The 11,560-nt window shown below is 74.1% G+C and carries 10 protein-coding genes; 5 read left to right on the top strand and 5 right to left on the bottom strand.

From position 1 onward, the window contains the following. Positions 1-150: 150 nt before the first annotated feature. From ACWCSV_RS27010 to ACWCSV_RS27000, 3 genes are all read right to left on the bottom strand, one after another. Positions 151-822: a PhzF family phenazine biosynthesis protein gene (locus tag ACWCSV_RS27010; protein ID WP_451146450.1), complete on the bottom strand. Its 672-nt coding sequence runs from the start codon at positions 820-822 to the stop codon at positions 151-153. Between the two features lie 146 nt (positions 823-968). Further along, a complete protein-coding gene (locus ACWCSV_RS27005) occupies positions 969-2,582 on the bottom strand; it encodes an HtaA domain-containing protein (protein ID WP_451146448.1) in 1,614 nt (537 codons plus the stop codon). A gap of 102 nt (positions 2,583-2,684) precedes the next feature. Continuing rightward, positions 2,685-4,163, bottom strand: coding sequence for an HtaA domain-containing protein (locus ACWCSV_RS27000; protein WP_451146446.1), 1,479 nt, complete (start codon positions 4,161-4,163; stop codon positions 2,685-2,687). Positions 4,164-4,309: 146 nt separating this feature from the next. Here ACWCSV_RS27000 and ACWCSV_RS26995 point away from each other — a divergent pair, with 146 nt between their 5' ends. The 4 genes from ACWCSV_RS26995 to ACWCSV_RS26980 all read left to right on the top strand — a co-directional run bounded on the left by ACWCSV_RS26995 (position 4,310) and on the right by ACWCSV_RS26980 (position 8,504). Continuing rightward, positions 4,310-5,428 (top strand): heme/hemin ABC transporter substrate-binding protein, encoded by a 1,119-nt coding sequence (locus ACWCSV_RS26995; RefSeq protein WP_451146444.1) that lies wholly within the window; start codon positions 4,310-4,312, stop codon positions 5,426-5,428. Beyond that, complete coding sequence (locus ACWCSV_RS26990; protein WP_451146442.1) at positions 5,425-6,522, top strand: FecCD family ABC transporter permease; 1,098 nt, start codon at positions 5,425-5,427, stop codon at positions 6,520-6,522. Before ACWCSV_RS26995 ends, ACWCSV_RS26990 begins: the two co-directional genes overlap by 4 nt. 20 nt (positions 6,523-6,542) lie before the next feature. Next, a complete protein-coding gene (locus ACWCSV_RS26985) occupies positions 6,543-7,382 on the top strand; it encodes a heme ABC transporter ATP-binding protein (protein WP_451146472.1) in 840 nt (279 codons plus the stop codon). A 132-nt stretch (positions 7,383-7,514) separates the two neighbouring features. Continuing rightward, the gene (locus ACWCSV_RS26980) at positions 7,515-8,504 is read left to right on the top strand and encodes a hypothetical protein (protein ID WP_451146440.1); all 990 of its coding nucleotides are present in this window, start codon (positions 7,515-7,517) and stop codon (positions 8,502-8,504) included. 61 nt (positions 8,505-8,565) lie between these two features. On the opposite strand, the gene ACWCSV_RS26975 is transcribed toward ACWCSV_RS26980, so the two are convergent. Next, on the bottom strand, positions 8,566-9,309 hold the full coding sequence (locus ACWCSV_RS26975) for a bifunctional DNA primase/polymerase (RefSeq protein WP_451146438.1): 744 nt from the start codon (positions 9,307-9,309) through the stop codon (positions 8,566-8,568). A gap of 328 nt (positions 9,310-9,637) precedes the next feature. Between ACWCSV_RS26975 and ddaH the strand changes: the two genes are divergently transcribed. Further along, the gene (gene ddaH, locus ACWCSV_RS26970) at positions 9,638-10,456 is read left to right on the top strand and encodes a dimethylargininase (protein ID WP_451146436.1); all 819 of its coding nucleotides are present in this window, start codon (positions 9,638-9,640) and stop codon (positions 10,454-10,456) included. 33 nt (positions 10,457-10,489) lie between these two features. Here the strand turns inward: ddaH and ACWCSV_RS26965 are convergent, their stop codons facing one another. Next, positions 10,490-11,485 carry a small ribosomal subunit Rsm22 family protein gene (locus ACWCSV_RS26965; protein WP_451146434.1) on the bottom strand — a complete coding sequence of 332 codons (996 nt, stop codon included), beginning with the start codon at positions 11,483-11,485 and terminating at the stop codon, positions 10,490-10,492. Positions 11,486-11,560 lie beyond the last annotated feature (75 nt).

Below are 11,560 nucleotides of genomic sequence, written 5' to 3'. Positions count from 1 at the left end.
TTTATTGATACGCCTCCCACCGATATCTACACTCAATATTCACCCCTCTTTCCCTCCCCGCCCCTCTTCCGATCTCCCCGGTCGACCGGCTGCCCGCCCCTCCGCCGTTCCCGTCCGCCCTCCCGTCGCCCGGCGGGCGGCCGCGCGTGCTCAGCTCCGGAGCGCGAGCACGACCCGGCCGCCGATCTCCACCGTGCCGTCCGGTGCGGGCGCGGTGAGGAGCTGGGAGCCGCGCCCCTGGGTGATGTTGAGCGCGCGGCCGAGCCGTGCGGTGAGCAGCAGGGCGGCGGCTCCGGTCGCCTCGTCCTCGGCGATGCCGTCACCGCGGCGCGGGAACGCCCGCGCGCGGACGCGCCCCGCCGCCTCGTCCTCCCAGGCCCACACGTACAACCAGCCCTCGCCCGGCGGGGGCCCGGTCAGGGCGTCGACCTCGGCGGCGGAGTCGTACCGCACCAGCTCCCTCGGCGGCACCCACTCCGGGCGGGCGGTGATCCAGGTGAACTCGCCGTCCTGGCGGGCGAAGACGTCCCCCACCTCCAGTTCGAGGATCTCCAGGTCGAGCAGCCAGGCGGTACCGACGAGCGGGTGCCCGGCGAACGGCAGCCGGAGCCCAGGGGTCCGGATGTCCACCTGGCCGCGTTCCGGGTCGTCCACGAACACCGTCTCGCTGAAGCCCAGTTCGGCGGCGAGCTCCTGGCGCGAGGTGTCGTCGGGGTAGTCGCGCCCGTCCCGTACGACCCCGAGGGCGTTCCCGTGCCGGCCGTCGGGGGCGCAGAACACCCGCAGGACGTCGATGCCGTCGGGTACGTCGAATTCACTCATACCGGCATTCAAGCATTCGGTCGGGAACCGGCCGTTCCCGGTCGGCTCCGCAGCGTCCGCGCGCAGCCCGGCCGCCCCGGCCGCGCGCGGGGCGGCCGGGGCGGGTCCGGACGGCAGCCGGGTGGCGGCAGCCGGGGCCGTACGGGTCAGGCGGTCGCGTCCGGGCCGCGGCGGCGTGCCACGACGAACGCACCGGCACCGAGGGCCACCACGAGGCCGGAGGCGGCGAGCAGGGCCCCGGTGGGCAGGTCGGCGCCGGTGGCCGCGAGCGAGCCGGAACCGCCCACGCTGCCGCCCTCGCCGCCGCCCACGGAACCGGAGCCGGTGCTGCCGGTGGAGCCTGCCGCACCGGTGGAGCCGTCGCCGCCGGTGGAGCCCGTCGAGCCGGTGGAGCCGGTGGAGCCGGTACCCGGCAGCTGGGCGTCCTCGTCCAGGGATACGGCGACGGTCAGCGCGTCGAGCTTCTCGCCCTTCTCGTACATGCCGCCGAAGGCCGCGGAGCCGCCCTCGGTGAGGGTGGCCGGGATGCCGGAGAGGGTCACCACACCGTCCTTCGCGGTCAGCGCGGCGGCGGGCACGGTGAGGTCGGCGACGGCGAGTCCCTTGCTGACCTCGGTCCTGCCGGTCGCGCGGTCCTTGGAGGACACGTCGGCGACCAGCTTGCCGGAGGTGCCGGTCACCTCGACCCGCAGGGCCGAGAAGGAGAGGTCGAGGGCGTAGGTGTCGCCGCTCTGGTGGCCGAGGAAGCGGACCTGGCCCTCGAAGCCGGCCTGGAGGGTCTTCTTCGCCGCGTCGAACCGGCCGGTGGCGTCACCGAAGCGGTAGCCGTTCGCGGTGGTCGTCGCGCCGCCGGTCGTCTCGACCGAGCCGCTCGCGATCGGGCCGGTGACGTAGGAGCGGAAGGACTCCTTGACGCCCCAGTCGAGGGTGCCGTCCACCAGGGCGCCCTGCTCGGCGGCGGGCGTCGTGGCGGAGACGCCGGGCGAGGGCGTGCCGGCCGGCTCGTTCGTCGGCGCGGTGGTGGGTTCCTTCGTGGGCTCGTCCGTGGGCTCTCCGGTAGGTTCCTTCGTGGGCTCGTCGGTCGGCTCGTCCGTGGGCTCCTCGGTCGGCTCCTCGGTCGGCGGGGTGACCGCCGTGACGGTGAGCGTGGCCGGGTCGAGGGCCTGGCCCTCCTGGTACATCCCGTTGAAGGCCTCGGACCCGAGCTTCGTCAGCGTGGCGGGAATGTCCTTGAAGACCATCGCGCCCCCCTCGCCCTGTCCGGGCCGGACGGCCGACAGGTCCAGGTCGGCGACGGCGACGTCGTCCTGCGTCCCCTGGGGGGTCTTCAGGTCGGCGGTGATCGCGCCACCGGTGCCGGTGGTGGAGACCTTGACGTCGGAGAGCGTGATGTCGAGGGCGCCCTCGTGGGCCCAGAAGTTGACGCCGCCCTCGAAGGCGGTGGCGGTGCCGTGGGTGGCGAGGTCGTAGTTGCCCTTGCCGTTGACGAAGGTGAACGCGCCGTTGTTCGCGGCCTGTTCGGCCCCGTCGGAGACGGTGATCCGGCCGGCCGCGCCGATGTAGCCGCGGAAGGACTGCTTGAAGCCCCAGTCGAGCGTGCCGTCCTTCAGTTCCAGCCGGGTCGCCGGAGCGGTCGCCGCGGTACCGGTGGCCGTCGTACCGGAGTCCGCGGCGAGGGCCGGGAGCGCGAAGGCGGCGCCCAGCGCGGCGGCCGTGGCGACTGCCGCGGCGAGGGCTATGGGGCGGCGGTTTGCTGCCATGGTCGGTGGTCTCCTCGGGAGAAAAGTGGGTCGTGAAGGGCAGGGGTGAGCGCGCGGCCGGGTTCGGGAGCCGCCCGGGCCGCGGGCATCGGGACGGAAAGGTCAGGGGGTGGACCCAGGGGTGGGGTGACGCTCCGGGTCCTCACCCAAGCGGCGGGAACGGCGGCGGCCGGCGAACCACACCCCGGCCGCGGCGGCGAGCGCGAGGGCCACGACGGGGATCCATCCCCGGGCGGCCGGGCCCGGCTCCGGCTCCGCGGCGGCGGCCGCGGAGGAGGGCCGGTTCGCGGAGGAGGGCCCGGCCGCCGGGGTCGCCGGGGCGGTCGCCCCGCTCCCCAGGTCGGGGAGGGCGGGCAGCTTCGCGCCCGGGTCCACGGTGACGGCCAGGGAGACCGGGTCCATGGCGGTGCCCGGGGCGTACAGGGAGCCGAAGGCCTTCGCCCCGGCGGCGGTGAGGGTGGCGGGCGCTTCGGTGAGGAGCGCGAGTCCGTCCTTCGGCGCGAACCCCTTGGCGGCGAAGGTGACCAGCGGGACGTTCTTCGAGACGGCTCCGGAGCTGGTGACGTCGGCACGGAGGGTTCCGGTGCCGGCCTTCACGGAGACGGCGACGCGGGCGAGTTCCAGATCGAGTCCGTCGGCCCCGGTGAAGCGGACGCTTCCGGCGAAGGCGGCTTCGAGCGTCCGGCTCCCGGGGTCGTACGTGCCCTTGCCTCCGGGGAAGCGGAACAGCGCACCGCCGTCCTTCGCGCCGCCGGCCAGGGTCCACTCGCCCCGGGCGACCGAGCCGGTGACGTACTCGCGGTAGGTGCGGCGGACACCCCAGTCGACAGCGGCGTCCTCGAAGCCGGTCCCGGCCGCCTTCTCCTCGTCGGCCTCACCGGAGCCGGCCTTCCCGGACGTGCTCGGGGTCGGCGCGCCGGTCGTGCCCGGCGAGGGCTTCGGTGCGGCGGTGGCGGGTGCGGTGGTGTCGACGGAGAGGGTCACCGGATCGAGACTGGTACCGGCCGTGTAGTAGCCGGCGAAGGCGGAGGCACCCTGCGAAGTCAGCGTCGCGGGAATGTTGTTCAGCGCGACGGGGGTGGAGCCGCCCCGCATGTCGATGCCGCCGAGGCCCAGTGTGGCGAGCGGCACCTGGGACCTGGGAGTGACGCGTCCGGTCCCCCGCTCCTTGCTGGTCATGTCGGCGTAGAGGGTGCCGGCGCCGCCGGAGATCCGGACGGTGGGCCGCGCGATGGTGAGGTCGAGCTCGTAGGAGCCGTCGTCCGTGCGGTGACCCACGAAGTGGACTCCGCCGGAGAAGCCGGAGGCGAGGGCGCCGGTGGCCGGGTCGTAGGAGCCGGTGGCCGAGTGGAACCGGAACTGGCTTCCGCCGACCGTGGCGGCTCCCCCGGTGAGGCTCCAACTGCCGCCCGCGATGGGGCCGGTGACGTAGGACTGGAACGAGGACTTGATCCCCCAGTCCAGCCGGCCGCCCTGCACCGTTCGGCTCGCCGCTTGAGCGGCGGTGGCCGGGAGCAGGGCTCCCAGCAGTACCGCGAAGAGCGCGACGGCGAGCGCGCGGGTGGACCGGGACGACAGCATGGACCCCTCCGAGGCCTGGCGAATTCAGGTAAGGCTAACCTAAGCTATGTCTCGTCTGCGGCGGAACCCCCCTTGTTCCGCACATGAGGTGCGGCAGAGCACAAAAACGATCAATCACTCGAAGCGGAACGACAGGACGGTAATCCGTGCCCCCCAGACAGGACTTCGCCCCGCCGGGCCCGGACACCCGCGGGCCCGCCCGGACCGCGCCCGCCCGCCGCGCGGGTCTCCGCCGGCCGGCCGCCGCCGTGGCCGCCGCCGTGGCGCTCACCCTCGCGCTGGCCGGGTGCGGCGGCACGACGGGATCCGCTTCGACGTCGACGGAGTCCACGGGATCCGGGAAGTCCGCCGAGGAGAAGGCGGGTTCGGCCGCGGCGGACCGCGTGGAGCCGCTGGCCACCACCCCCGTGCCCGAGCTGCCCGTCACCGTGGACTCGGCGGACGGCACCGCGGTCACCATCACGTCCGCCGACCGGATCGTGCCGCTGACGGGCTCCCTCAACGAGATCGTCTTCACCCTCGGCCTCGGTGAGCACGTGGTCGCCCGGGACATCACCGCCACCTTCGAACAGGCCGCGAAGCTCCCCGTGGTGACCCGCGCCCACGACGTGTCCGCGGAGAGCGTCCTCTCCCTGAAGCCGACGCTCGTCCTCGCCGACACCACCACCGGCCCCGCCGAGGCGATCGGCCAGATCCGTGCCGCGGGCGTCCCGCTGCTGGTGGTCGACCCGGCCCTGGAACTCGGCGACGTGACACGGCGGATCGGCACCGTCGCCGCCGCCCTCGGGGTCGGGAAGGCGGGCGCCGAACTGGAGAAGCGCACCGCCGGCCGGCTCGCCGCCGTACGCGAGGACGTGCCGGCCCACGGCGACGAGCCCCGGGTCGCCTTCCTCTACCTGCGCGGCACCGCCTCGGTCTATCTGCTGGGCGGCGCGGAGTCAGGGGCGAGTTCGCTGCTGGAGGCCGCCGGCGCGGTGGACGCGGGGAAGGCTTCCGGGCTCACCAAGGACTTCACCGCCATCACCAGTGAGGCGCTGGCGAAGGCGGCGCCCGACGCGATCCTCGTGATGACCAAGGGCCTCGCATCGGTCGGAGGGATCGACGGCCTGCTGAAGATCCCGGGGGTCGCCGAGACCCCGGCAGGAATGGACCGGCGGATCGTCTCCGTGGACGACGGTGTGCTCCTCAACTACGGCCCGCGCACCGACCAGGTGCTCGCCGACATCGTCGGACAGCTCTACCCCGAGGGCGGCGTGGCCCGGTGACCGCGACCTCCGAGGAGAAGCGCACCGGACCGCCCGCGGCCTCCCCCGCCGCCCCCGTCTCCCCCGGGCGGCGCACCGCGCCCGCCCTCGCCCTCGGGCTGTCGGTGGCGCTGCTGCTGTGCTGCCTGCTCTCCGCGGGCCTCGGCGCGTACGACATCCCGCTCGGCGACGTGCTGGGCTCGGTGCTGCACCGGGTGGGGCTGGGCGGCCGGGAACTGGACCGGGTCGGGGAGAGCGTGCTGTGGAACGTGCGGCTGCCCCGGGTCGTCCTCGCCCTGCTCGTCGGCGCCTCGCTCGGCTGCGCGGGCGCGCTGATGCAGGGCGTCTTCGGCAACCCGCTCGCCGAGCCCGGCGTCATCGGCGTCTCCTCCGGAGCGGCCGTGGGCGCGGTCGCCTCCATCGGTCTCGGCCTGAGCTTCTTCGGCAACTGGACCATCACCGTCTGCGCGTTCGCCGCCGGCCTCGCGACGGTGCTCCTGGTGTACGCGCTGTCGCGGTCGGGCGGGCGGACCGAGGTGGTGACCCTGATCCTCACGGGGATCGCCGTGAACGCCTTCGCCGGGGCGCTGATCGGGCTGTTCGTCTTCTTCGCCGACAACGCGCAGGTCACCCAGATCACCTTCTGGCAGCTCGGCTCCCTGGCCCAGGCGACCTGGCCCAAGGTGCTGGCGGTGCTGCCGTGCGCGGCGGCCGGGCTGCTCGTCGCACCGCTCTCCGCGCGGAAGCTGGACCTGCTCGCGCTGGGCGAGCGGCCTGCCCGCCACCTGGGCGTGGACGTGGAGCGGCTGCGGATCGTCCTGGTCCTGGTGGTGGCGTTGCTGACCGCCGCGGCCGTCGCGGTCGCGGGGATCATCTCCTTCGTGGGGCTGCTCGTGCCCCATCTGCTGCGGATGGTGAACGGTCCCGGCCACCGGTTCCTGGTCCCCGGCAGTGCGCTGGGCGGCGCCCTGGTGCTGGTGGTGGCCGACCTGGCCGCCCGCACGGTGGCCGCGCCCGCCGAACTGCCGCTCGGGGTGCTGACCGCGCTCTTCGGCAGCCCGTTCTTCTTCTGGCTGCTGCGCAGAACCCGTCGGAAGCAGGGTGGTTGGGCATGAGCACACGTGAACGGCACGGCATGAGGAGCCTCAGGAACCTTTTCGCCGCGCGGGAACGGGAGTTGCCCGTCCGTCACGCCTCCGGCACCCCGGTGGCGGAGGCGGCCGGCCTCTCGGTGCGCCTGGGCGGCAGGCCGGTGCTCGACGACGTCTCGCTGACCGCGCACGCGGGTGAGGTGCTGGCGCTGGTGGGCCCGAACGGCGCCGGCAAGTCCACCCTGCTCGCAGCGCTCGCCGCCGACCTGCCGTCCGACACCGGCGGGGTACGGATCGACGGGCGGCCCACCGGGGCCTGGACGGCGGCCGAACTCGCGCTCCGCCGGGCCGTGTTGCCTCAGTCCGCCGTACTCTCCTTCCCCTTCCCGGTCGAGGAGGTCGTCCGGATGGGGCGGGCCCCCTGGTCCGGCACGGCGCGGGCGGACGAGGACGACGCGGCGGTGGCCGCCGCCATGGAGGCCACCGAGGTCACCGGCTTCGCGGGCAGGCCCTTCTCCGCCCTCTCCGGCGGCGAGCGCGCCCGGGTGGCGCTGGCCCGGGTCCTCGCGCAACGCGCCCCGCTGCTGCTGCTCGACGAACCGACGGCCGCGCTGGACCTGCGCCACCAGGAACTGGTGCTGCGGATCTGCCGGGAGCGGGCGGCGGCCGGGGACGCGGTCGTCGTGGTCCTGCACGATCTGGGGCTGGCCGCCGCGTACGCGGACCGGGCGGTGGTGCTGCGGGGCGGACGGATCGCGGCGGCCGGACCGCCGTCCGAGGTCTTCACCGGAGAGCTCCTGGGCGAGGTGTACCGGCAGCCCGTCGAGGTGTTTCCCCACCCGCGGACCGGGGTGCCGCTCGTCGTCCCGGCGCGCGACCGGTGACCCGCCGGGAGCATGTCGGCTCCTCGCACTGATCCACCGCGGATTGCGGGACGGCCCTCGCACGCATCTTCGCCCCGGTAGGGTTCGGACGGTCAGTGCGGACGACGGATCAGAAGGCGCAGAAGGCAACGGATGAGAAGGCTGGGTCGGTCGGCGGCGGGGCTCGCGGTGGCGACGGTACTGGGCATGACGGCGAGCGGCTGCGTGACGGTGCACGGAGAACTGGAGCAGGTGCCCCAGGCGACGAAGTCCGAGGCGGACCAGGCCCTCAAGGACTTCCTCACGGCGTACAACAAGGCGGACGCGGCGCTCGATCCGGCTCTGGACGCGGAGCGGGTGACCGGGGCGCTCGGGGCGGTCAACCAGGCGGGGCTGAAGGCCCGGTCCACGTACACCGACAAGGCCGCGGCGGCGGCGCACGATCCGCTGGAGCTGACGGACACGCGCTATGTCATACCCAGGAAGGCGGGCTGGCCGCGGTACTTCTTCGCGGACACCGACTCCAACCGTGACGTGGACGAGGGCGACCAGGACACCCGCTGGCTGCTGGTCTTCGAGCGGACCGGCCCGGACGCGCTGTGGACGGTGCCCTATCTCGGGGTCGTAGCGCCTTCGGAGGTACCGGAGTTCGCGCTGGACGGGGACGGACTGGCGAAGCCCGCCGAGACCGTGGGCGCCGGACTCGCCATGCGGCCCGAGGATTTGAGCACCTCGTACACCGGTTACCTGTCCACCGGGTCGCCGGACGTGTTCGCGGCGGGCGCGACCACCTCGGGCTGGCGGGCCGCACGCGCGGCGACGAGGAAGCCGGGGTTCTCGTTCCAGTACGTCGACCGCCCGCTGGACGGCGCGTTCCGCCCGTTCGGTCTCGCGACGAAGGACGGCGGGGCGCTGGTCTTCTTCAGCAGCAAGCACTACGAACGCCAGACGGCCGCCCAGGGGCTGAAGCCCGAGGTGAACCGGGACACGAAGGCGCTGCTCACGGGCGAGGTGAAGAGCACCCTCACCAAGGAGCGCGTCTCCAGCCAGCTGGCGTATGTGCCCGCGCGGGGCGCCGCCGGGGGCGCGAAGGTGACCGTACTGAACCGGCTGCCGGGACTGGTCTCGGCGACCGGCGAGTAGGACGGCCGACGACGGGGCGAGAGGACCGCCGTCCGACTGCTCGTCGGACCGGTCCGGCGCCTCAGCGGCCCAGCGGCCAGGCCACCGCGGCCGGGTCCAGGCCGGTCGCCTCGTCGCTGTCCACGTACACGGCGCAGGCGTCGGTCAGCGCTTCCAGCAGGGTCAGCGGGTCCGGCAGCGGGTGCTCGGGGCCGCGCACCCACTGGACGTCGAGGTCACCGGGGAGACGGGCGGGCGGGAGCAGGACGTAGCTGCCGCGGCAGTGCCAGCGCAGGCCGGGGTGCTCGTCCATGGTCTCGGGGTGCGAGTCCAGCTCGCAGGGCCACCACTCGTCCTCGTCCTCGGGGGTGCCGCGGGTGGCGGTGAAGAAGAGCATCCGGTCGTCGCCGGAACGGGCGACGGGGCCGACGTCGATCCCGCGCCCCGTCAGCCGCTCCAGGGCGTTGACCCCGGCGGAGAGCGGGACGTCCAGCACGTCGTGGACCATTCCGGTGGCGGTGATGAAGTTCGCCAGCGGCTGGCCCTCGGCCCAGCGTTCGATCTGCGCGCTGTCGGTGGTCGACTGGGTCTGCCAGGCGAACGACACGGGGTGGCGGGCGGGGGTGGGGCATCCGATGCGTTCGCACGAACATCGGTGTCCGAGCGGGTGGGCGGCGGGCGAGATCGGCATCCCCGCGTCGGCGACGGCCAGGAGCATGCCCAGTCGGGCCGAGCCGTCGGCATCGGTCCGCTGCTTGGGCCGTCGCCGCAGCCACTGGGAAAGCTTGCCCTCTGTGCCGCGGTTACGGCCGGAATCGGCGCCCATCTATCCCCTCACCTCAGCGTTACCCGTCCATGGTCCCACCATCCTGCTCTTCGGGTGGCCAGAGTTCACCAGCGGGGCGGGACACCACCGCCCAGAGTGAGGGACATCACGCCCGATAACGGGTCATCGGCGGGCATCCTCCCCCACCGGGGTGGGGCCGGCGGCGTACGGCACCCGGCCTTTCCACGCCCCTCGCCACCGCGCACGCTCACCCGATCGGAGCACTGCGGACCGGGGCCCGGGCAGCGCACCATGGGCTCACGCGCAGACCGCGCGTTCCGTTCCCCCACCGTGCCGCAGCCGAGGCTGCCGTTCGTGAGGAGCCCCCGTGCACCGTGACGCCACCCCTCGTCGCTATCTGATGTGCGCCCCGGCGCACTTCCGGGTCACCTACTCCATCAACCCGTGGATGGACCCCTCCAAGCCGGTCGATCTGCCGCTGGCGCGGACGCAGTGGGAGGACCTCCGCGACCGCTACCGCGCCCTCGGCCACACGGTCGAGGAGCTGTCGCCGCTGGCCGGTCTGCCGGACATGGTCTTCGCCGCCAACGGCGCCACCGTGATCGACGGGCGGGTGCTCGGCGCGCTCTTCGCGCACCAGGAGCGGCACGGCGAGGCCGAGGCGCACCGGGAGTGGTTCCGGGCGCACGGCTACGACGAGATCCGCGAGCCGGTGCACGTGAACGAGGGCGAGGGCGATTTCGCCGTCACCTCGTCGTTCGTGCTGGCCGGGACGGGGTTCCGGTCCAGCCCGCTCGCGCACGACGAGGCGCAGGAGTTCTTCGGCCGGCCGGTGATCGGCCTGGACCTGGTGGACCCGCGCTACTACCACTTGGACACGGCGCTCTGCGTGCTCGACGAGGCGGCGGACGAGATCATGTACTACCCCGGCGCGTTCTCGCCTGGCAGCCGTGCCGTGCTGGCCCGGCTCTTCCCCGGCGCCCTGATCGCCCGGGAGCCGGACGCCGCCGCGTTCGGCCTGAACGCGGTCAGCGACGGTCTGCACGTGCTGCTGCCGCAGGGAGCGACGGGGCTGTTCGACCCGCTGAGGGACCGGGGCTTCGAACCGGTGCCGATGGATCTGAGCGAGCTGCTGAAGGGCGGCGGCAGCGTGAAGTGCTGCACCCAGGAGCTGCGGGACCGCTGAGCGCGGCGGCTCCGTGAGCGGTGGTCCGGGTGGTCAGTCCTTCTCGGGGGGCGGCCAGGCGTCGCCCCAGTCGGTGTCCCGGGCCGCCCGGTACAGCGCGCCGTGGCGTTTGGTGACCGTCTCGCGCCGCAGGGCCTCGTCCCGGGTGCAGAGCTCCAGCAGCACCTGGCCCTTGCGGATCTGCGGCCGGCGGGTGACCCGGGCGGCCACCGGCTCGACGGGGAAGCGGGTCGCGACGACGTAGCTGAACTTCTCGTCCTCGTGGCTCAGCGTCCCGCCCTTGACCTGCCGGTGCAGGGAGGAGCGGCTGACCCGGGCGGAGAAGTGGCACCAGTCGGTGCCCGGTTCGATGGGGCAGGCGGCGCTGTGCGGGCAGGGCGCCGCCACGGTCAGCCCGGCGGCGATCAGCCGGTCGCGCGCCTCGATCACCCGGGCGTACCCGTCGGGGGTGCCGGGCTCCACGACGACGACGGCCTGCGCGGCACCGGCCGCCGCGTCGACCAGCTCGGTCCTGGCGGCGGGGGTCAGCTCCTTGAGGACGTACGAGACGGTCACCAGGTCCGTGGGGGCCAGCTCCAGCGCGGCGCCGATCCGGGCGCGCTGCCAGCGGGCGGTCCGCAGCCCGGGGAGGCCGCCGGCCTCGGCCAGCTCGCGGCCGAGCGCGAGGGCGGGCTCGGCCCAGTCCAGGACGGTGGTCTCCGGTCCGTCCCACGCCCCGGCGACGGCCCAGCTCGCCGCGCCGGTACCGCCGCCGACATCGGTGTGCGTGGCCGGCCGCCAGTCGGGGGCGGCCTCGCACAGTGCGTCCAGGGCGGCCCGTACGGCCTCGAAGGTCGCGGGCATCCGGTACGCGGCGTAGGCGACGACGTCCGCCCGGTCCCGCAGCACCGGCGCGTCGGTCGGGGTCGTGCCGCGGTAGCTGGCGATCAGCCGGTCGACGGCCTGGGCCGCCTGCTTGGGCGGCAGTCCGTCGAGCAGACCGGCGAGGGCCGCGCGCAGGGCTTCGGCGGTGGGGAGGGTGACGTTCACCGAGGAATTCTATTCGCGGGGCGCACCGCCCCGGCCCGGGAGGCGCACCACCCCGGCCCGGTGAGAGGCCCGCCG

The sequence above is a fragment of the Streptomyces sp. NPDC001770 genome, assembly GCF_053596135.1.
Note: the sequence above shows the minus strand (reverse complement) of the source record. Positions and strands in the feature narration are given on the sequence as shown.

Bases quoted from the DNA above. Each gene is read 5' to 3' on its own strand.
- ACWCSV_RS27010 (WP_451146450.1), bottom strand. From the start codon at position 822: ATGAGTGAATTCGACGTACCCGACGGCATCGACGTCCTGCGGGTGTTC.
- ACWCSV_RS27005 (WP_451146448.1), bottom strand. From the start codon at position 2,582: ATGGCAGCAAACCGCCGCCCCATAGCCCTCGCCGCGGCAGTCGCCACG.
- ACWCSV_RS27000 (WP_451146446.1), bottom strand. From the start codon at position 4,163: ATGCTGTCGTCCCGGTCCACCCGCGCGCTCGCCGTCGCGCTCTTCGCG.
- ACWCSV_RS26985 (WP_451146472.1), top strand. From the start codon at position 6,543: ATGAGGAGCCTCAGGAACCTTTTCGCCGCGCGGGAACGGGAGTTGCCC.
- ACWCSV_RS26980 (WP_451146440.1), top strand. From the start codon at position 7,515: ATGAGAAGGCTGGGTCGGTCGGCGGCGGGGCTCGCGGTGGCGACGGTA.
- ACWCSV_RS26975 (WP_451146438.1), bottom strand. From the start codon at position 9,309: ATGGGCGCCGATTCCGGCCGTAACCGCGGCACAGAGGGCAAGCTTTCC.